This is a genomic window from Methylovorus sp. SPW-M1 (assembly GCF_053848825.1).
Window position 1 is genome coordinate 213,974 of the sequence record NZ_CM132626.1, and the last position, 20,506, is coordinate 234,479.

17 protein-coding genes are annotated in these 20,506 nt (G+C 54.8%); 16 read left to right on the plus strand and 1 reads right to left on the minus strand.

The window, feature by feature from the left end; translation table 11 throughout:
- Positions 1-104: 104 nt before the first annotated feature.
- From ACWWD9_RS00975 to ACWWD9_RS01050, 16 genes are all read left to right on the plus strand, one after another.
- Positions 105-1,094, plus strand: coding sequence for a methyl-accepting chemotaxis protein (locus ACWWD9_RS00975; protein ID WP_013443419.1), 990 nt, complete (start codon positions 105-107; stop codon positions 1,092-1,094).
- A gap of 35 nt (positions 1,095-1,129) precedes the next feature.
- Positions 1,130-1,498, plus strand: a complete 369-nt coding sequence (locus ACWWD9_RS00980; protein ID WP_013443418.1) for a response regulator — start codon at positions 1,130-1,132, stop codon at positions 1,496-1,498.
- Positions 1,499-1,535: 37 nt separating this feature from the next.
- Positions 1,536-1,856 carry an STAS domain-containing protein gene (locus tag ACWWD9_RS00985; protein WP_015831167.1) on the plus strand — a complete coding sequence of 107 codons (321 nt, stop codon included), beginning with the start codon at positions 1,536-1,538 and terminating at the stop codon, positions 1,854-1,856.
- A gap of 24 nt (positions 1,857-1,880) precedes the next feature.
- Complete coding sequence (locus ACWWD9_RS00990; protein ID WP_455867436.1) at positions 1,881-4,052, plus strand: chemotaxis protein CheA; 2,172 nt, start codon at positions 1,881-1,883, stop codon at positions 4,050-4,052.
- Entirely contained in the window at positions 4,049-5,356 is a 1,308-nt protein-coding gene (locus tag ACWWD9_RS00995; RefSeq protein WP_455867437.1) for an alginate export family protein, read from the plus strand. Before ACWWD9_RS00990 ends, ACWWD9_RS00995 begins: the two co-directional genes overlap by 4 nt.
- Before the next feature lie 84 nt (positions 5,357-5,440).
- Positions 5,441-7,066 carry a methyl-accepting chemotaxis protein gene (locus ACWWD9_RS01000; protein ID WP_455867438.1) on the plus strand — a complete coding sequence of 542 codons (1,626 nt, stop codon included), beginning with the start codon at positions 5,441-5,443 and terminating at the stop codon, positions 7,064-7,066.
- 10 nt (positions 7,067-7,076) lie between these two features.
- The gene (locus ACWWD9_RS01005; protein ID WP_455867439.1) at positions 7,077-7,604 is read left to right on the plus strand and encodes a chemotaxis protein CheW; all 528 of its coding nucleotides are present in this window, start codon (positions 7,077-7,079) and stop codon (positions 7,602-7,604) included.
- A 1-nt stretch (position 7,605) separates the two neighbouring features.
- Positions 7,606-8,292: a DUF2490 domain-containing protein gene (locus ACWWD9_RS01010; protein WP_455867440.1), complete on the plus strand. Its 687-nt coding sequence runs from the start codon at positions 7,606-7,608 to the stop codon at positions 8,290-8,292.
- A gap of 62 nt (positions 8,293-8,354) precedes the next feature.
- Entirely contained in the window at positions 8,355-10,526 is a 2,172-nt protein-coding gene (locus tag ACWWD9_RS01015; protein ID WP_455867441.1) for a HAMP domain-containing methyl-accepting chemotaxis protein, read from the plus strand.
- A gap of 9 nt (positions 10,527-10,535) precedes the next feature.
- A complete protein-coding gene (locus tag ACWWD9_RS01020) occupies positions 10,536-11,069 on the plus strand; it encodes a chemotaxis protein CheW (protein ID WP_455867442.1) in 534 nt (177 codons plus the stop codon).
- A 251-nt stretch (positions 11,070-11,320) separates the two neighbouring features.
- Positions 11,321-13,579: a methyl-accepting chemotaxis protein gene (locus ACWWD9_RS01025; protein ID WP_455868124.1), complete on the plus strand. Its 2,259-nt coding sequence runs from the start codon at positions 11,321-11,323 to the stop codon at positions 13,577-13,579.
- Positions 13,580-13,588: 9 nt separating this feature from the next.
- On the plus strand, positions 13,589-14,140 hold the full coding sequence (locus tag ACWWD9_RS01030) for a chemotaxis protein CheW (protein WP_013443408.1): 552 nt from the start codon (positions 13,589-13,591) through the stop codon (positions 14,138-14,140).
- Positions 14,141-14,206: 66 nt separating this feature from the next.
- On the plus strand, positions 14,207-15,016 hold the full coding sequence (locus ACWWD9_RS01035) for a CheR family methyltransferase (protein WP_013443407.1): 810 nt from the start codon (positions 14,207-14,209) through the stop codon (positions 15,014-15,016).
- A gap of 2 nt (positions 15,017-15,018) precedes the next feature.
- Positions 15,019-15,516 carry a chemotaxis protein CheD gene (locus tag ACWWD9_RS01040; RefSeq protein WP_013443406.1) on the plus strand — a complete coding sequence of 166 codons (498 nt, stop codon included), beginning with the start codon at positions 15,019-15,021 and terminating at the stop codon, positions 15,514-15,516.
- 27 nt (positions 15,517-15,543) lie between these two features.
- Entirely contained in the window at positions 15,544-16,626 is a 1,083-nt protein-coding gene (locus tag ACWWD9_RS01045) for a protein-glutamate methylesterase/protein-glutamine glutaminase (RefSeq protein WP_013443405.1), read from the plus strand.
- Positions 16,627-16,654: 28 nt separating this feature from the next.
- Positions 16,655-18,823, plus strand: coding sequence for a putative bifunctional diguanylate cyclase/phosphodiesterase (locus ACWWD9_RS01050; RefSeq protein ID WP_455867443.1), 2,169 nt, complete (start codon positions 16,655-16,657; stop codon positions 18,821-18,823).
- A 31-nt stretch (positions 18,824-18,854) separates the two neighbouring features.
- On the opposite strand, the gene ACWWD9_RS01055 is transcribed toward ACWWD9_RS01050, so the two are convergent.
- Positions 18,855-20,258 (minus strand): ArnT family glycosyltransferase, encoded by a 1,404-nt coding sequence (locus ACWWD9_RS01055; RefSeq protein ID WP_455867444.1) that lies wholly within the window; start codon positions 20,256-20,258, stop codon positions 18,855-18,857.
- Positions 20,259-20,506: the final 248 nt, after the last annotated feature.

Genomic DNA, 20,506 nt, shown 5'->3' on the forward strand with positions numbered 1-20,506 from the left:
TTGAAAATATTGGATACGGGGAAAATCCTGACATGAAGACTGGGTGGCATCCTGTCATCCGATAAGAGCAGCTTTTATGCTGCCAGATAAATAAGGATTTAATTGTGAGTGGAAACGACAACAGCATGACCGCCATGCAAGATGGCATGCAGGAGGCTGGGCAGTCTGAAATCGTAGGGCTTTCAGATCTCTGCTACAGCGTTTTGCCAATATGGTCGGGGCAGGTGGAGTTTGCCCGGCAGCATACCGAGGAGGAGGTCGGCCAGCTCGTCAGTCGTTTCTCCAATCTCTCACAGCGCATCAACAACGCCATCAAATCCTCGCAGGGCAATGAAAGTGAACATGGCATCGTTAGCCTGCTACGGGACAGCCAGACCCAACTGAACGACATCACCTCCAGCCTGCGCAATTCCCTCGAAGAAAAAAAGATCCTGCTCAACACCGTACAGCAACTTGCCAATGTGACGCGCGAGTTGCAAGAGCTGGCCAATACCGTGGGCCAGATCGCCAAGCAGACCAATATGGTGGCGATCAATGCCGCCATTGAAGCCGCCCACGCCGGTGAGCTGGGCCGTGGCTTTGCCGTGGTGGCGGATGAAGTGCGCAAGCTTTCAAGCAACTCGGCCCGTGTGGGCAAAAACATTGCCGACAAGGTGCAGAGCGTAAATGGCGGTATTGCCGAAACCCTGGCCATGTCCAAGCAGTATTCCGAAAACGACCAGCTCATGGTGCAAAACGCCGAAACCGCCATCAATGATGTGCTCGGCAAGTTCAAGCATCAGGCCGATGAGCTGACGGCATCTGCCGAGACTGCCCGCAGCGAGAGCAAGCATATCGGCGGCGAGATTGCGCAAGTGCTGGTATCGCTGCAGTTCCAGGATCGGGTAAGCCAGATTCTGGCCAATGTGTCCGAGCAGCTGAACATGCTGCATCAGGAGGTGGCTTCCGGCACTGCTTATATTGATCCGCAATCCTGGCTGGGCCGCATGCAAAACAGTTACACCATGCCCGAGCAGACCAATATCCACAGTGGTCATGCTTCGGTTGCCGCGTTGCCGAATAACGATGCGGATAACGAAATCACGTTTTTTTAGCCCATTTTTAGTCCATGTTCAAAGAGGGGAAGTAAATGTCCAAAACAGTCATGATCGTCGATGACTCAACGACGCTGCGGCAAGTGGTTCGACTGGCATTGGAAGGCGCGGGATACAGCGTGCTGGAAGGTGCTGATGGCAAGGACGCTTTGTCCAAGCTTACCGGTCAGAAAGTGCACCTCATTGTCAGTGATGTGAATATGCCGAATATGGATGGCATTACCTTTGTGAAAGCCGTCAAGCAATTGCCTGCCTACAAATTCACACCGGTGATCATGCTGACTACCGAAGCCGGGGAAAGCAAAAAGCTGGAAGGCCAGGCTGCTGGCGCCAAGGCCTGGGTGGTCAAGCCATTCCAGCCTGCGCAGCTTCTCATGGCGGTTTCCAAGCTCATCATGCCCTGAGCATTTCTCAGGCTTCGATACTTACGAAAGCGATGCCATGACGATTACTGTCAACATTAATGGAGCCATGGGCCATGTCGTCATTGAAGGTGAAATGACGATTTTCGAGGCAGCCGAATATCACGCCGCCCTCCTGCCCCCGGTCACCCAGTGCCACACGCTGGAACTTGACCTCACCAATGTCACGGAAATTGATACATCGGGTTTGCAGTTGCTGGTCTCGGCCAAGCTGAGATCGCAGCAAACCGGGTCCACATTAAGCATTACCGGCCATAGCGAGACAGTGCAGCAAGTGCTGGACGCGACCGACCTGGCAGGCTTTTTCGGCGATCAGGTTGTACTGACTGCAAGCGAATAATAACGATAGTTTTTGGGGGTTGTAATGAGTTTAGATGACGCAATGCAGACATTCATCATTGAATGTCGCGAGCTGCTTGAAAGCATGGAAGCTGCCTTGTTGTCGGCAGAAGAAGCCCCGGCCAGCGAAGAAGCGATCAACGCCATTTTTCGCGCGGCTCACACTATCAAGGGCTCTGCCGGGTTATTTGGTCTCGACCACATCGTGTCTTTTGTCCATGTGGCCGAAAGCGTGCTGGACAAGGTACGCAATAACGAAATCCCGCTGGACCCGCCACTGGTTGCCCTCATGCTGCAGGTGTGCGACCACATTGGCCTGCTGGTGAGCTATCTGGAACAGCTCAAGGAACCCGATAACGATCTGCTGGAAGGCTCTGCCATCCTGCAGGCCGGCCTCTCCATCTACCTCAGTGATACCCCGCCGCCCAGTGCCTCCACCCTGCCGGTGGAACATGAAGCCCCTTACGAATCCGAAGGCGGCACGCCGGTAGAAACCGATAACTGGCACCTCTCGCTGCGCTTCAATCAGGATGTCTTGCGCAATGGCATGGACCCCCTGTCCTTCATTCGCTATCTGGGCACTCTGGGCAAAGTGGTCAGCATCATCACCCTCACTGACACCCTGCCGCCGCTGGATGCCATGGACCCTGAAACCTGCTATCTCGGTTTCGAGATCAGCTTCAGCTCCAACGCCGACAAAGCCGAGATTGAAAGCGTATTTGATTTCGTGCGCGAAGGCAGCCTGATCCATATCCTGCCACCGCGCAGCAAGATCTCCGAATACATAGAACTGATACAAAGCATGCCCGCCGACGATATGCGTCTGGGCGAGTTGCTGATCAAATGCGGCACCCTCACCCGCCAGGAGCTGGAAGATGGTCTTGCCAGCCAGCGACAGGTCGAGTCCCCTGATCAAGCCAAGCCGATCGGCGAAGTGCTGATCGAACAGAATGTGGTGCAGCCGGTGGTAGTGGCTGCCGCCCTCGACAAGCAAAAAGCCGTCAAGGACGTGAAAACGGCAGAAGCCAGCCTGATTCGCGTGGATGCCAACAAGCTGGACCAGCTGATCAATATGGTGGGCGAGCTCATCATTGCCAATGCCGGCGCCAGCCTGATTGCGCAGAAACAAGGGCTGCCAGAGCTGCTGGAAGCGACCTCCACCATTTCACGCCTGGTGGAAACCGTACGTGACTCTGCCTTGTCCTTACGGATGGTGCAGATCGCCGCGACCTTTAATAAATTCAAGCGCGTGGTGCGCGATGTATCGGCCGAACTGGGCAAGGAAATCCGCCTGGAAATCAGCGGTGAAGAAACCGAACTCGACAAAACCGTGGTCGAGAAAATTGCCGATCCGCTGACTCACCTGGTGCGTAATTCCATGGACCATGGCATTGAACCCGCAGAGGTGCGCCTCAGCCGTGGCAAGCCTTCGTATGGCACTTTGAAATTAAATGCCTATCACGACTCCGGCAATATCATCATTCAAGTCAGTGATGATGGCGGCGGTCTCAACAAACAGCGCATTTTCAACAAAGCCGTTGAGAAAAACCTGATCAAACCTGACCAGGTGCTGAGTGACAATGAAATTTACAACCTGATATTCGAGCCAGGCTTTTCCACCGCCGATGCCGTCAGCAACCTGTCGGGCCGCGGTGTAGGCATGGATGTGGTGCGCCGTAATATCCAGGAGCTGCGTGGCGCGATTGAAATCGCCTCGCAAGAGGGTAACGGCACCACCATGACCATCCGCCTGCCGCTGACGCTGGCCATCATCGATGGTTTCCTGGTGCAAACCGCCAACAATGTCTACGTCGTCCCGTTGGATATGGTGGTGGAATGCATAGAGCTCAACGAGCGTGAAAGCGGCGATACGCTCAGCCATGATTTCATCAACCTGCGCGGGGAAGTGCTGCCCTATATCAACCTGAAAGACCATTTTGAGCTTACCGGCGCGCCGGTAAAACGCCAGAACATCGTCGTGGTACAAAATGGCAATCAGAAAGCCGGGCTGGTCGTGGACACCCTGATCGGCGAATTCCAGACCGTGATCAAGCCGCTTGGACGCGTGTTCTCGAACATCCGTGGCATTGGCGGCTTTACCATTCTGGGTACTGGTGAAGTGGCGCTGATACTGGATATTCCCAGAATGCTGCAAGGCATCATCAGCGAAAAGACCTACAAGTCGATGGAGGCATGATGAGCCTGCGTCCTTCCCATCTGATTAAACGCCTGATCGCCACAGCCTGCTTTGGCGGATTGTGCATGCCGGTGTTTGCCGAGGAAAACGCCAGCAGCTTCACCGACGCATTGCGCGAAGGCACCTCCCTCACACAGTTCAGGGCGCGTTATGAACATGTGGACCAGGAGGGCAAGCAGGACAATGCCAATGCCTACACCCTGCGCAGCCTGATCGGTTGGCGCACCAAGCCATTCCATGATGTCTCGGTGACCGCGCAGCTGATCAACGTCACGCAGTTTAACCATGATTTTTATGACAACAGCCGGCGTGTTCCGGTGAGCTCGACTTATCCCACGGTGGGCGACCCGGATATCACCGATATCAATCAGCTCTATCTGGAATATCTGGGGCTGCCCTCGACCTCTATCAAGGCGGGGCGTCAGCTGGTGCAACTGGACAATGTACGGTTCTTTGGCAATGTTGAATTCCGCCAGGCCTCGCAGACCTTCGATGGATTTTCAGCGACCAACAAAAGCATAGACAAGCTGACACTGTATACCGCACACCTGGATTCGGTCAGACAAGTCACCACCATCAAGCGCGATGTCGATATCAATATTCTGCATGCCACCTACCAGTGGGATCCGCTCAATGCCATTACGGCATATGGGTATTTCCTGGATGCCCAGAATCTGGGGCAAAACCGCAACACAGGCCTGGGGCTCAATGCCGACCACTCCCACAAGGACTATGGCCTGCGACTGGATGGTGAGTTTCCCATCGACAAAGAGCTGAGCCTGCTTTACACCGCCGAATACGCGGACCAGTCTGCCTACAAGGATGGCGACAGCCGGATTCAGGCGCACTATGCCCGGGCTGGCCTCGGCGCCAGACTTCACCAGACCAGCCTGCGTTTTGACCAGGAAACCCTGTCGTCCAACGATGGTGTGTATGGATTTCAAACGCCGCTGGCTACCTTGCATCCTTTCCAGGGCTGGGCAGATGTGTTTACGACCACGCCCAGGCAGGGGCTGATTGATCGCTACCTTACCTTCAGCCAGAAGGTGGCGCAGTTCCTGATTACCTCCGAGTTGCACTACTTTGAATCTGACACATCCTTTGCTACGACCAATGGCCGGCGCGGTTCTTTATACGGCCATGAATGGGATGTGGGCGTCACCTATAACCAGAGCGCGCAGTCCAGTTTCAAAGTCGAGCTGGCCAAGTTTTATGAAGGTGACATCTATGGCGTCAGTGCCGGTGACACCTCCAGAAAACGCGATGTGGAGAAGTTTTGGGTAACGTGGATATACAAGCTTTAGGGGAAAGCAGCAGCAAGTCAGGGAAGTGATCAGCGTTAAATGAATACGCGTTTTTAATTAAGCAAGACAAAGAAGGGGAATGCCATGACCGTCGCACAACGTTTATTAACTCTTGTTATTACAGCCTTGATTGGGCTGCTATCACTTGCTGGAATGGGGTATTTCCAGATTGAAAAAGTGTTTGAAGCGGCCAACTACGGCAACATCAATACGGTACCCAGCATCGTCACGCTGGATGATCTGCGCAAAAACTACTTGCGTATCCGCATCGGCATGAATCGCCACATTCTGAACACAGACCCTGCTGCCATGCCTGAAATCGAAAGCATCATCAAAGGCAATCGCGATGGTGCTGCGGCGGCTATAAAAAAATATGAAGAGTATGTGGCAGATGACAAAGATGCCGCTTTTCTTGAGCAGGAGCGTCTGTTGCTGACTGAGTACGAGGCGCAGGTGGATGAAATCATTGCGACTTCCCGCGCCAACCAGAATGAGAAAGCACGCGACCTGGTGACAAAAAACATTCCGCTGGCGGAAAAGCTGGCGGCCGTGATCAACGACCACTTCCAGTACAACGTGGATCTTGGCAACAAGAGAAGTGCTGAAGCTCTAGCTGCCCAGAAATCCGCGGTGTTTTCGTCTGTCCTCATTTCCATTATTGCCATTGCCGTCATTTCTGTTCTGAGCTGGGTAATGGCGAAAACCCTGCTGAAACAGCTGGGTGGTGAGCCTGTCACGGCCGCACAGATCGCCTCCAAGATTGCCGAGGGCGATTTGACCGTGGATGTACCCGTCAAGGAAGGCGACACCGGCAGCCTGATGCTGGCCATGAAAAGCATGACCGACAAGCTCTCCGCCATTGTAGGTGAAGTGAGAAGCGCCGCAGATGGGATTGCCAGCGCCTCCGAGCAGGTCAGCTCCACGGCACAAAGCCTGTCGCAAGCCACCAATGAGCAGGCTGCCAGTGTGGAAGAAACCAGCGCATCGGTTGAGCAAATGAGTGCTTCCATCAACCAGAACACCGAAAACGCCAAAGTCACCGAAGGTATCTCCGCCAAAGCCTCTACCGATGCCAACGAAGGTGGTACTGCCGTGGTGCAAACCGTGGAAGCCATGAAGAGCATTGCCAACAAGATCAGCATCATCGATGACATTGCTTACCAGACCAACCTGCTGGCTCTGAATGCCGCGATTGAAGCCGCCCGCGCTGGCGAGCACGGCAAGGGCTTTGCCGTGGTGGCCGCCGAAGTGCGCAAGCTGGCCGAGCGCAGCCAGGTGGCCGCGCAGGAAATCGGCGAGCTGGCATCCAACAGCGTAGGCACTGCCGAAAAAGCCGGCAAATTGCTGGAAGAAATGGTGCCCAACATCAACAAGACCAGTGACCTGGTGCAGGAAATCACCGCTGCCAGCCAAGAGCAAAGCAGCGGCGCATCGCAGATCAATGTGGCGATGAACCAGATGAGCCAGATCACGCAGCAGAACGCCAGCAGCAGTGAAGAGTTGGCCGCGACTGCCGAAGAAATGAGCGGCCAGGCTGAACAGTTGCAACAGTTGATCAGCTTCTTCGTGATCAAGGACAGCAACGTTGCGTTTCAGCGCGCCCCCGCACCGGTAAAGAAAACCGTCAGGACTAAAACAAATACCGCCCCCGTCTCGCATGGATCAAGTCACTTTGATGATTCCGAGGACGCCGAGTTTGTGAAATTCTGAGGAGTCCATCATGACGGATATGGTCAAGCAAGAACTGACAAAAGGGCAAAGCGTGGTCCCCAGCGGGCCGCTGCTTGAAGATCAGCAGCAGTATCTGACCTTTATGCTGGGAGCTGAGGTATTTGCCATCAACATCCTCAGCATCAAGGAGATCATCGAGTACGGCAATCTCACCATCGTGCCCAAGATGCCGTCGTTTATCCGTGGCGTGATCAACCTGCGGGGCTCGGTGGTGCCGGTGATTGATCTCGCCGCCCGCTTTGACCGGCCCGAGGCTGTGATCTCGAGAAGAACCTGCATTGTGATCATCGAGGTGCAGCATGAGGAGGTGCAGCAGGTCATCGGCGTGCTGGTGGATGCCGTGAATGAAGTGCTGGAGATCGCGGCTGACCAGATTGAGCCTGTGCCTTCGTTTGGTACCAAGATACGCACCGACTTCATCGAGGGCATGGGCAAGGTCGACCAGAAGTTTGTGATCATCCTCAATGTCAACCAGGTCTTGTCGGTGGATGAGATGGCTGAGCTGGTGCAGGCCTAGCATGATGTCGCCGCGCTTTGTCCTGCCATCGCTGTTGCTCATCGCTAGCCTGGGCTTTGCCAGCCTGGCTGCCGCCGGGACAGATGAGGACAATCGCTTGTGGCTCAACCTGACCCTGCAGGGCAAGCTGCCTGCCGATGGCTGGCGCTGGTATGCCGAAATCCAGCCGCGCTTTCGTGAGAATGCCGAGCACATTGATAGCCTGCTGCTGCGCCCCGCCATCAATTACAAGGTATCCAAAAACCTCAGTGCCTGGTTGGGTTATGGCTATATCCGCAACTACCTGGTGAGTGGCGATATACGCGATGAGCATCGCCTGTGGCAGCAGTTGCTCTATGCATTCGAGCCTATCGGCTCAACCTCGTTGTCGGCTCGCCTGCGTCTGGAAGAGCGGCGGGTGGAGCAGTTTGAAGATACCGGCTACCGGCTGCGGCAAATGCTGCGCATGACCCACCCCTTATCCGAGAGATGGGGCGTCGTGGTCTGGGATGAGGTGTTTTTCAATACCAATCATACCGATTGGGGCGCACGCAGTGGCTTTGATCAAAACCGGCTTTTCCTGGGCATATCCCATGATTTGTCTGCCAGCGTCAAGACCGAGTGGGGCTATCTGAACCAGTACATCCGCACGTCGACGGATGACCGTATGAACCATACCTTGTCAGGGGTGTTGAATGTCAACTTTTAAGCGGGCACAGGAATGTTCTGAGCATATTTTATACATCTAAATTTATGGGTTGGAGATTGAAAATGAGAATGACCGTTGCGAAAAAAATGAGTTTGTTGGTAATCGTGGCCTTGATCGGACTAATCAGTCTGGCTTGGCTGGGCCAGAACCGGATGGATTACGTTTTTGACGCAACCAATGTCTCCAACGTCAACAGTATTCCCAGCATCGTGACGCTGAGCCGCGCCAACGAAAATTTCGGTTACCTGCGCGCCCGAGCGTATCGGCATGCCTTGATGACCGACGATGCCAAGATGGCCGAGATCGAAACCAAGATCAAAGAAGCGCGTGACACTATTTTCAAGGAATTCAAGAAGTACGAGAAGGAAGGCATGATCGCCGATGACAAAGACCGCGACATGCTGGAAGAAAACATCAAGGCGCTGAACGACTATTTGCCAGGGCTGGAAAAAGCCGTTGAGCTGTCCCGCCAGCATAACCAGGAAGGCGCACGCGATGCCCTGAATGCCAATGTGCCCAACGCCGAAAAGGTCTCCACCAGCCTGATCGCCCAGATGGAATACAACATTGAGATTGCTACCAAAGGGGCAGAAGCGGCTCTTGCAGCCAAGAGCAGTGCCAAGGTCATGTCCAACATCGTGGCGGTCACTATCCTGATTCTGATGGTGGTGATTGGCTTCATAATCACCAAAGGTGTCGTCACCGGCCTCAATAAATCCGTATCCGTAGCGGAAGCCATTGCCCGCGGCGATCTTTCCAGTGATGTTGCCGTTACCAGCCAGGATGAAATCGGCCAGTTGCAGGGTGCCATGAAAACCATGCTGGAAAGCCTGAAAGGGTTTATTGCCGACATGAATCACATGTCGCATGAGCACGATGCCGGTGATATTGACGTGACGATGGGAACAGATAAATTCCAGGGTGATTTCAGGACCATGGCGAGTGGCGTGAATGCCATGGTGGGCGGCCACATTGCCATGAACAAGAAGGCCATGGCGGTATTCAAGGAATTTGGCGAGGGTAACTTTGAAGCGCCGATGGAACAATTGCCTGGCAAAAAGGTGTTTATCAACCAGACCATTGAGCAGGTGCGCCGCAATCTGAAAGCCGTGTCTGCCGATACCCGTCAGCTGATTGGCGCTGCTGCCGAGGGCAAGCTGGATTACCGTGCCGATGCTTCCAAGCACAAGGGCGAGTACCACACCATCGTACAAGGCATCAACACCACGCTGGACAATATCATTGTGCCTTTGAACGAGGCGATTTCGGTACTGCAGGCCATGGAAAAAGGTGACCTCACCAAGACCGTGGATGGCCATTACAAAGGTCAGCTGGAAGACTTCAAGCAAACGGTCAACAACACCATCGAAAAAATCTCGCAGGTGGTGGCAGAAGTGCGCAACTCGGCGGACGGCATCGCCAGCGCTTCCGAGCAGGTGAGCTCCACGGCACAGAGCCTGTCGCAAGCCACCAACGAGCAAGCGGCGAGTGTGGAAGAAACCAGTGCATCCGTTGAGCAGATGAGTGCTTCCATCAACCAGAACACCGAAAACGCCAAGGTGACCGAAGGCATCTCGGCCAAAGCGGCCGCAGATGCCAATGAAGGTGGCGCTGCTGTATTGCAGACAGTCGCTGCCATGAAGAGCATCGCTAACAAGATCAGCATCATCGATGACATTGCCTACCAGACCAATCTGCTGGCATTGAACGCTGCTATTGAAGCCGCCCGCGCTGGCGAACATGGCAAGGGCTTTGCCGTGGTGGCCGCCGAAGTGCGCAAGCTGGCCGAGCGCAGCCAGGTGGCCGCGCAGGAAATTGGCGAGCTGGCGGAAAGTAGCGTCGGTACCGCGGAAAAAGCCGGCAAGCTGCTGGAAGAAATGGTGCCCAACATCAACAAGACTAGTGATCTGGTGCAGGAAATTACCGCCGCCAGCCAGGAGCAAAGCAGTGGTGCATCGCAGATCAATGTCGCCATGAACCAGATGAGTCAGATCACGCAGCAGAACGCCAGCGGCAGCGAAGAGCTGGCTGCCACTGCCGAGGAAATGAGCGGTCAGGCCGAGCAACTGCAGGAGCTCATCGGCTTTTTCAGCATCTCGAACAGTGACTCCTCATCCAAGCGCGTCAGCACCAAGAAAGCGGCCAAGCCCAAGGCAGCGGCTTATACCCCGCCCTCCGAGCCTGTGACATCGAGTTTAGAGGATGCCGACGACGCTGAATTTGTGAAGTTCTAAGGGGCTATCATGAATGCGATGGTCAATGAGGTAGCGCAAGGCCGGAGCGTGGTGCCGGGCAGCATCTTGCTGGATGGACAAGGTGACGATCAGCAGTACCTGACGTTCATGCTGGGGGCAGAGATCTTTGCCATCAATATCCTCAGCATCAAGGAGATTATCGAATACGGCAATCTCACCATTGTGCCCAAGATGCCCTCGTTTATCCGCGGGGTGATCAACCTGCGAGGGGCCGTGGTGCCGGTGATTGATCTGGCTGCGCGTTTTGAAAAAGGTGAGGCCAAGCTGTCACGCAAAACCTGCATCGTGATCATTGAAGTGGAGCACGAAGAGGTGCAGCAGGTCATCGGCGTGATGGTGGATGCCGTGAATGAAGTGCTGGAAATTGCCAGCGATCAGATTGAGCCAGTGCCGTCGTTCGGGGCCAAGATACGCACTGACTTCATCAATGGCATGGGCAAGGTGGATCAGAAGTTTGTGATCATCCTCAATGTAAACCAGGTCTTGTCCGTGGATGAAATGGCGGAGCTGGTGCAGGTGTAGTGTGGTTTTTCAATTGTAATGGCAGTGTGGAGTGGCATGCGTCGGCATGAGCGTTTGCAAATGGCTTGCAACTAACTTATGGAGTGGATTTTGCAGTGATTTTCTAATTCGAGGTATTGATCATGGGTTTTCTAGGCATAAGAGTCAAACAAGAGCGCATTGATGAGGTGGTGCATGCACTGAATCAATTGCAACAGGGCAACACCGTGATACAGATTCATGACGCGGAGCGTGATGCACTGAGTCCGGTCATGGAAAGCCTGAAGCGATTGCAGGTCAGTCTGGACCAGCAGAAAAAGGATCTCGCCTCTTTTGTGCAGGACATGAACCACATGTCTAAGGAGCACGATGCGGGTGATATCGACGTCATGATGAATACTGATCGCTTCCAGGGCGATTTCAGGATCATGGCGGCCGGGGTCAATACCATGGTCGGTGGACATATTGCGGTGAAGAAAAAGGCCATGGCCGTGGTCAAGGCCTTCGGTGAAGGCAATTTTGATGCGCCGATGGAACAGCTGCCAGGCAAGAAAGCCTTTATCAATGAGACCATTGAAAAGATGCGCAGCAACCTGAAAGGCTTTATTGCCGACATGAGTCACATGTCGAAAGAGCACGACGCTGGTGATATCGACGTCATGATGAACACGGAAAAATTCCAGGGCGATTTCCGCACCATGGCCGCTGGCGTCAACACCATGGTCGGCGGACATATTGCGGTGAAGAAAAAAGCCATGGCCGTGATCAAGGCCTTCGGTGAAGGCAATTTTGATGCGCCGATGGAGCCCTTGCCCGGCAAGAAAGCCTTTATCAATGAGACCATCGAAAAGATGCGCGGCAATCTCAAAGGCTTGATTGCCGACATGAACCACATGTCGAAAGAGCACGACGCCGGGGATATCGACGTCATGATAAACACGGAAAAATTCCAGGGCGATTTCCGCGCCATGGCGGCTGGGGTCAACACCATGGTGGCTGGGCATATTGCGGTGAAGAAAAAAGCCATGGCGGTCGTGCAGGCTTTTGGTGAAGGTAACTTTGATGCTTACCTGGAACAGCTTCCCGGCAAGAAAGCCTTCATCAACGACACTATTGAAAAAATGCGCGGCAATCTGAAAGGCTTTATTGCCGACATGAATCATATGTCGCAAGAGCATGATGCCGGCGACATTGATGTCATGATGAATGTCGACAAGCTGCAGGGTGACTTCAAAACCATGGCCACCGGGGTCAACTCCATGGTGGCTGGCCATATTGCCGTGAAGAAAAAAGCCATGGCGGTCATCAAGGAGTTTGGCGAAGGTAACTTTGAAGCGCCCATGGAGCAGCTGCCAGGCAAGAAAGCCTTTATCAACGACACCATTGAGCAAGTACGCCGCAACCTGAAAGCCGTGTCTGCCGATACGCGCGAGCTGATCGGGGCCGCCGCCGAGGGGCAGCTGGATTACCGTGCAGATGCTTCCAAGCACAAGGGCGAATACAACACCATCGTGCAAGGCATCAATACCACGCTGGACAACATCATTCTGCCGGTCAACGAGGCGGTGTCTGTGTTGCAGGCGATGGAACAGGGGGACCTGACCGTCAAGGTAAAAGGCCAGTACAAAGGCCAGCTGGAAGACTTCAAGCAAACGGTCAACAACACCATCGAAAAGATCTCGCAGGTAGTGGCTGAGGTGCGCAATTCGGCAGATGGCATTGCCAGTGCTGCGGATCAGGTGAGCTCCACGGCGCAAAGCCTGTCGCAGGCGACCAATGAGCAGGCCGCCAGCGTGGAAGAAACCAGCGCATCGGTTGAGCAGATGAGTGCTTCAATCAATCAGAATACGGAAAATGCCAAGGTGACCGAGAGCATCTCGGCCAAGGCGACGGCGGACGCTAATGAAGGCGGCGCGGCAGTGGTGCAGACCGTGGCGGCGATGAAGAGCATTGCTAACAAGATCAGCATCATTGATGACATTGCCTATCAGACCAATCTGCTGGCGCTGAATGCGGCGATTGAAGCGGCGCGCGCTGGCGAACATGGCAAGGGATTTGCCGTGGTGGCCGCTGAGGTGCGCAAGCTGGCAGAGCGCAGCCAGGTGGCCGCGCAGGAAATCGGCGAACTGGCTGAGAACAGCGTCGGTACGGCCGAAAAAGCGGGCAAGCTGCTGGAAGAAATGGTGCCCAATATCAACAAGACCAGTGATCTGGTGCAGGAGATTACGGCTGCCAGCGAGGAGCAAAGTACGGGGGCCTCGCAGATCAATGTGGCGATGAACCAGATGAGTCAGATCACGCAGCAGAACGCCAGTGGCAGCGAAGAGCTGGCAGCCACCGCCGAGGAAATGAGCGGGCAGGCCGAGCAACTGCAGGAGCTCATCGGCTTTTTCAATATAGGCCAATCCGATAGCGGCATCCGGACAGCTGCCAAGCGACATCCCAAGCCTCAACTCGTTAAAAAATCGGCAAATGCCGAAACCTCCTTTTCATTTGATGAAACCGAGGATGCCGAGTTTGTGAAGTTCTAAGGGGCCATGATGACGCAGACAATGACGCATGAAACAGTTCGCGCGCCTGGCCTGGTCCCGGCTAGCCGGGGCCAGCAGCTGCAGCCGCTGAGCGATAACAACGATGACAGGCAGTACCTGACCTTCATGCTGGGGGCCGAGATTTTTGCCATCAATATTCTCCGGATCAAGGAGATCATTGAGTATGGCAATCTCACCAGCGTGCCACAGATGCCATCGTTTATCCGTGGGGTGATCAACCTGCGCGGAGCGGCGGTGCCGGTGATTGATCTCGCCGCGCGCTTTGACCGGGAGGAAGCGGCCATCTCGCGCAGGACCTGCATTGTGATTCTGGAGGTGGATCGCGCCGGGGCACAGCAGGTCATCGGCGTGCTGGTGGATGCCGTGAATGAAGTGCTGGAAATTGCCAACGGCCAGATCGAGCCTGTGCCCTCGTTCGGGACGCAAGTGCGGACGGACTTTATTGATGGCATGGGCAAGGTGAATGATAAGTTTGTGATTATCCTGAATGTGAACCAGGTGTTATCTGCCGATGAGTTGGCGGAGCTGGTTTTGAATTAAAAATCTTCGATGGCAGGCCGGGCATGATGCTGATGCCTGGCCCGCATCGATTCAATGGAGGTTAGGATGGATATACGCTCCATTACGCAGCCGGAATTTCAGCTTTTCAAGAAGTTTATTTACGGGCAAGTGGGCATCAGTCTTAGCGATAACAAGCAGTCGCTGGTGAGCGGTCGCCTGGCGAAACGTCTCAAGTATTACAACTTCAATACGTTCAAGCAGTACTACGAGTTCATCCACCAAAAAGGCAATGAGGCGGAGCAGCAGGTGGTGGTCGACTTTCTGACCACCAACGAGACCTACTTTTTCCGCGAGCCCAAGCACTTTGATTTTATCCGGGACAAGGTGCTGCCCAAGCACAATAAAACCAAGATATTCCGCGTGTGGAGCGCAGCCTGCTCCAGTGGCGAGGAGCCCTACACGCTGGCCATGGTGCTGGCCGAGCATTTGCAGAGCACGCTCTGGGAGATCATCGCTTCCGACGTCAGCACGCGCGTGCTGGAAACGGCGACCCGTGGCCGCTATCCGCAGGATGTGATTGAGGATATTCCGCGAAACTACCTGGTGAAATATTGTCTGAAAGGGACAGGCAGTCAGGATGGCGTGGTGCTGATTTCCAAGGAATTACGGCGCCAGATGCGTTTTCAGCATATCAACCTGATGCATCCGCTGCCCAAGCTGGGGGAGCTCGACATGATTTTTCTGCGCAATGTGATGATTTATTTTGATAACGATACCAAGCGGGCCTTGCTGGATCGCATGTATACCCTGTTGAAGCCAGGTGGCTACCTGTTTATCAGCCATTCGGAAAGCCTGAATGGCATCAGTGAAAAGTTTCAGATTGTGCAACCTTCGATTTATCAAAGGCCGTTATAACGATGGTGGTAAAGCCGGAAAAGCCACCTTTCGTCATTGATATTTTTTTGCAGCCAGGCGAATTGTATTTTGGTGATCGCCACACGCGCATTCGCACGGTGCTGGGTTCCTGCGTCTCGGTGGTGTTCTGGCACCCGGAAAAGCTGTTGGGGGGCATGACGCATATCATGATGCCACCCAAGCTGGATATACCTTCAGTGCATAAACTGGATGGGCGGTATGCGGATGATGCGATCGCGATGATGTTTGAGGAAATGAAGAAATTCAAGGCGTTCGACAAGAACTACCACGTCAAGATTTTTGGCGGCGGCAATATGTTCCCGAAAACCGCCAAGGAATTCAGCAAGACCATAGGTTGCAAAAACATACAGGCGGTGGAGAGCATTCTTAAAAAGCATGGGTTTCGTTGCAAGGCCAGTCACCTGGGTGGCTCGGGTCATCGCAATATTTCGTTCGACGTGTGGAGCGGCCATGTCTGGATGCGGCACGTGAAAATGTAGGGGTACATCCTTAACCGGGATTCAATAATGAATAAAATAAAAGTCATGATCGTGGATGATTCGGCCGTCGTGCGGCAAGTGCTGACGAGCTATCTTGAAGCTTCAAAAGAGGTGGAGATTATCGGGGCGGCTTCCGACCCCATTTTTGCCATTGAGAAAATGCAGAAGGAATGGCCGGATGTGATCATTCTGGATGTGGAAATGCCGCGCATGGATGGCATTACGTTCCTGAAAAAAATCATGGCGCAGCGCCCCACACCGGTCATTATCTGTTCGACGCTGACCGAAAAAGGGGCTGAGACCACCATGGAGGCCCTGGCAGCCGGCGCGGTCAGCATTATTACCAAACCCAAGGCCGGCTTGAAATCCTTTATGACCGAGTCGGCGGATGATCTGGTGCAGCATATCAAGGCTGCGGCCAAGGCCAATGTGCGCAAGATTCTGCATCATGACCCTCAGCCTGTGCTGAAAACACCGGCCAAACTGACGGCGGATGCGGTGCTGGCACCCAAGCCCGCTGCCATGGCGCAGACGACCGAAAAGATTGTCGCCATTGGCACCTCCACCGGAGGTACTCAAGCGCTGGAGCGCGTGCTGACGGCGCTGCCCCGGGTATGTCCGGGTATTGTGATTGTGCAGCATATGCCGGAAAACTTTACGGCGGCGTTTGCCGCCCGCCTTAACCAGCTCTGTGCCATTGAAGTAAAAGAAGCGGCCAAAGGTGACCGCGTGGTGATGGGCCGTGCGCTGATCGCTCCAGGCGGCAAGCATATGGTGCTGAAACGCAGTGGCGCGCAGTATTTTGTCGACGTAATTGATGGGCCGCCCGTTAGTCGTCATAAACCCTCGGTCAATGTGCTGTTCCGTTCGGTGGCGCAGTCTGCCGGTAAAAACGCTCTCGGCATCATCATGACTGGCATGGGAGATGATGGCGCCCAGGGCATGAAAGAAATGCATGAGGTGGGGGCGACGACCGTAGCCCAGGATGAGCGCAGCTGTGTGGTGTATGGCATGCCCAAGGAGGCCGTGAAGCTGGGCGGGGTCAACAAGAGCATCTCGCTGGATGCGATTGCCGCCGAAATCCAGAACTATGGAGCCATGCATCGTTAACTTTTGACAGGAATGAAGAAGCATCAGCATGACACTGCCCACTAACGAGATTGAAGCACAAGCGCCGCTGGAGCAAGGCATAGACAGCCTGCTGACCGCGCTTTGCCTTCAGTTTGAGATGATGGCGGCTGTGCTGGTGACGGGGCAGGGACATGTGGTGGTGCATGCGCCCGCGAATGTCAGCGCGCACTTGCGCGAGCAGGCGTCGCTTTTTTGTCAGCTGGCCCAGCAGCTGCCTGACCATATGCTGGTGGAGGATACACAGCTTAACCCGGCGTTTGCGCCGGTATTTGCTGCGCAGGCAAACCCCTCTATCCGGTTTTTTGCCGCCAGCCACTTGCGCGATGCCAACCAGGCCTGCCTGGGCTGGCTGTTCCTGTTGCATCCCGAACCCAGGCAATTGGCCCTGCACCAGCAAACCAGCCTGCGAGCAATGGCGGATACCGCCGCCCGCTGGTTGGCCATGGCGTTGCAGAATCAGGCGCTGGCGGCGAGCAATGCGCGCTGGAAATTTGCGCTGGATGGTGCGGGTCATGGCGTGTGGGATTGGGATCTGGGCAGTAACCGCGTGACCTTCAGCACGCAGTGGAAAACCATGCTGGGTTACGACGAGCAAGACATCGGCGACGATTGCCAGGATTGGTTGTCGCGCGTGCATCCGGCTGACCTTGCAAATTTCAAGACACTGATTGATGCCGTGAAATCAGGCGAAGCGCAAAGCCTGATCTGCGAATACCGCTTGCTGACCAAGACCAATGAGTGGTGCTGGATACTCTCCAAAGGCATGATCATGGCAGGCAAGGACCAAGAAGGTCCCCGCCGCATGATAGGCACCAACACCGACATCACGGCTCGCAAACAAAGCGAGCGCCTGATCTGGCAACAAGCCAATTTTGATGCGCTGACCGGCCTGCCGAACAAACACCTCCTGAATCAGCTGTTGAGCGAGCGCATCCATGGCGATCATGGCGCCAACAACATGGTTGCGCTGATGATTGTGGATCTTGATAACTTCAAGGATGTGAACGACGCCCTGGGGCATATCTATGGCGATATGCTGCTGATGGAGGCGGCGAGCCGCATTCAGGCCGCGGTGTTGCCAGCGGATATCGTGGCGCGTGAGGGGGGCGATGAATTCATTATCGTCACCACGGCGGCCAGCCTCGCTGAGCTTGAGAATACGGCCACCAATGTGCTGCGGGTGCTCGGTCAGAGTTACGAGTTGCTGTCTGAGGTGGTGTTTTGTGCCGCCAGTATCGGCATTGCCTTGTATCCGCAGCACACCCTCTCGCCCAATGTATTGATGAAATATGCTGATCAGGCGCTATATCTCGCCAAGAGCACGGCGCGCGGACAATATGCGTTTTACTCTCATGAGCTGGAAGAAGAGGCGCTCAAACGTTCCAAGCTGACGACCGAGCTGCGTTTTGCCGTTGAAGAGCAGGCATTCGAGGTGTTTTACCAGCCCATTTTCAGGCTGGATACACGCGAGACCGTCAAGGCCGAGGCGCTGGTGCGCTGGAAACATCCTGAGCGCGGCTATGTCAGCCCGGCGGAATTTATTCCACTGGCGGAATCTACCGGCCTGATCAATGCGATAGGCGATTGGGTGTTTAAAGAGGCGGCCATGTTCGCCAAGGCCTTGCGTGGAAGTTATGCGCCGGATTTCCAGATCAGCGTCAACAAATCGCCTATGCAGTTCCTCACGGTGGGCAAGCTGGATTGGGCCGCATTCCTGACAACTCTGGACCTGCCCGGCAAGGCGATATCGGTGGAAATTACTGAAGGCCTGCTCCTGCAGCAAAGCCAGGAGGTCAATGCGCGCATCAAGAAAATCCGCGATACCGGCATGAGCATTTCGCTGGATGATTTTGGGACCGGCTATTCCTCCCTGTCCTATTTGAGCTCGTATGAAATCGATTACCTCAAGATTGATCGTTCCTTCATTATCAACCTCACTACCTCGAGCAAGAACCAGGCACTATGCAAGGCCATTATCACCATGGCGCATGAGTTGGGCTACCAGGTGATTGCCGAAGGCATAGAAACGGAGCAGCAATTGCATCTGCTCGCCGCACTGGGCTGCGATCTGGGCCAGGGCTATTTCATCTCGCGCCCATTGCCGCAGCAGGACTTTGTCGCCTGGCTGGCAAGCAGTCTGTCAACGACGCAGCTGGCCGAAGCGGCTGCGGGCTAAGGCCGGCCAGCTCGGCGAGCGGACATGCTGCTTAATTCTTGAGCAGCAAATAATCACCATGCGTGGCGACCACATGCAGCCGCTGCTTGAATGAGTCTGGCAAGTTTTTATATGGTGTTTTGTGCATGGCGACATAGGCGTGGCCACGTTGCATGGCCGCCTCAAGCTCAGGCTCGGTAGCCGCCTTGATGGCTTTACCTTGGGTATAAAACTCGGTGGAATAATCCAGGAAAGGGTAGCCAACCAGCGGTTCGCCGGGCTGTTTTTCTTTCTGATATTGCCAGACCAGATTGCGCGTGGTGCTGAGGCTGCCCCAGCCATCCTCATATTCGTGTGCCAGATAGGCTGACCAGCCAACCACCACAATCAGCATGCCCGCTGCCAGTATGAGTACTACGCGCCGGGCTGGTCCGCGCCGCGCAAGCCAGCTTGCCGCCAGCATGGCAAGTCCTGCCAGGCCAGGCAGGGCATAGGTCCAGATGATGTTGGCGGCCGCTGTGAAGAAAATCCCCGGGCTCAAACCCCAGATCAGAAAATACCATTGCCGCAGACGGGCTTTGTTGTGGATATCGCGCAGCGCCAGCGGTTTTTTCCAACCGATAAAGAGCGGCAGCAGCAATGACCATGGCAGGGTGCCGATCAGTATAAAAATCCAGATGGCCCCGTGTGGAAAGGCATGGGCATGGCCGTAGCGGTCACCCTGCCAGTGCGGCGTCAGAAAGCGATGCCAGTGCTCACCCACAATGAAATAATCGATAAATCCTGGGGTTTTCAGCTCGGCGGCGATATACCAGGGCAGCGACATGGCGAGTGCCAGCAAGGTGCCGCGCACCCAAGGGAAGCTACGCAGAGCTTCCTGCAACCGTCCCGCCAGTAGACACCACAGCACAATAGGCACGCCGGTCAAGATACAGGCGATAGGTCCTTTTGCCAGCAGGCCTATGCCCGCGCCTATAAAGACTAGCCAGCGCTCTTTTGCCCGGCTTTGTTCCGGGCCATGCATGCCTTGCCAGAAGCCGCGCATCATCAGGATACAGCTTAGCGCCAGCGCCATATCGGTCATGACGGCGCCCATGGAGATGAAGAACAGCACCGAGACACTGAGTATTACGCAGGCATACAAACGCTCTGCGGGCCGGCGCGGGCCGAGCCAGCCCCAGATCACCCAGAGGATCGCCACACCCAGCAGAAAATGCGGTACGCGAGCGGCAAAGGCGTTCACCCCAAAGAGGTGATAGCTGCCGGCAGTCAGCCAGAAGGCAAGCGGCGGCTTGGCCCAGAATGGAACCCCATAGTCATACCAGGGGGTGATCCAGTCATTCAGCTCAAACATCTTGCGGCAGATTTCGGCGTAGCGCGATTCCGTGGAGTCAAACAAGGGAAACAGGCCCAGGCTGATCAGTTTGATCAGCAGGCCTGCCACGAGCAGCATCATGAGTAGATGCGTGGAAGAAAAACGACGATTATGCATACACCCGGTCAACATTAAACAAATGCGTAAAGGAGTTGCGTGATGGTAAAGACGCAAGCTTACAAATTCCTAACATGATGCATTTGCAAGTTAAGGGCCCGACAGCAATGCCTGAGCTAACCTTCGTTAACTATCTGTATTGAATGGTTTAGTTGGTGAATGCGGCTGCCTGGTGACATTCTCTTGTCTGCAGAAAATGTCAGAAACGCCAG

Bases quoted from the DNA above. Each gene is read 5' to 3' on its own strand.
- ACWWD9_RS00980 (WP_013443418.1), top strand. From the start codon at position 1,130: ATGTCCAAAACAGTCATGATCGTCGATGACTCAACGACGCTGCGGCAA.
- ACWWD9_RS00985 (WP_015831167.1), top strand. From the start codon at position 1,536: ATGACGATTACTGTCAACATTAATGGAGCCATGGGCCATGTCGTCATT.
- ACWWD9_RS00990 (WP_455867436.1), top strand. From the start codon at position 1,881: ATGAGTTTAGATGACGCAATGCAGACATTCATCATTGAATGTCGCGAG.
- ACWWD9_RS00995 (WP_455867437.1), top strand. From the start codon at position 4,049: ATGATGAGCCTGCGTCCTTCCCATCTGATTAAACGCCTGATCGCCACA.
- ACWWD9_RS01000 (WP_455867438.1), top strand. From the start codon at position 5,441: ATGACCGTCGCACAACGTTTATTAACTCTTGTTATTACAGCCTTGATT.
- ACWWD9_RS01005 (WP_455867439.1), top strand. From the start codon at position 7,077: ATGACGGATATGGTCAAGCAAGAACTGACAAAAGGGCAAAGCGTGGTC.
- ACWWD9_RS01010 (WP_455867440.1), top strand. From the start codon at position 7,606: ATGATGTCGCCGCGCTTTGTCCTGCCATCGCTGTTGCTCATCGCTAGC.
- ACWWD9_RS01015 (WP_455867441.1), top strand. From the start codon at position 8,355: ATGAGAATGACCGTTGCGAAAAAAATGAGTTTGTTGGTAATCGTGGCC.
- ACWWD9_RS01020 (WP_455867442.1), top strand. From the start codon at position 10,536: ATGAATGCGATGGTCAATGAGGTAGCGCAAGGCCGGAGCGTGGTGCCG.
- ACWWD9_RS01025 (WP_455868124.1), top strand. From the start codon at position 11,321: ATGGAAAGCCTGAAGCGATTGCAGGTCAGTCTGGACCAGCAGAAAAAG.
- ACWWD9_RS01030 (WP_013443408.1), top strand. From the start codon at position 13,589: ATGACGCAGACAATGACGCATGAAACAGTTCGCGCGCCTGGCCTGGTC.
- ACWWD9_RS01035 (WP_013443407.1), top strand. From the start codon at position 14,207: ATGGATATACGCTCCATTACGCAGCCGGAATTTCAGCTTTTCAAGAAG.
- ACWWD9_RS01040 (WP_013443406.1), top strand. From the start codon at position 15,019: ATGGTGGTAAAGCCGGAAAAGCCACCTTTCGTCATTGATATTTTTTTG.
- ACWWD9_RS01045 (WP_013443405.1), top strand. From the start codon at position 15,544: ATGAATAAAATAAAAGTCATGATCGTGGATGATTCGGCCGTCGTGCGG.
- ACWWD9_RS01050 (WP_455867443.1), top strand. From the start codon at position 16,655: ATGACACTGCCCACTAACGAGATTGAAGCACAAGCGCCGCTGGAGCAA.
- ACWWD9_RS01055 (WP_455867444.1), bottom strand. From the start codon at position 20,258: ATGATGCTGCTCGTGGCAGGCCTGCTGATCAAACTGATCAGCCTGGGC.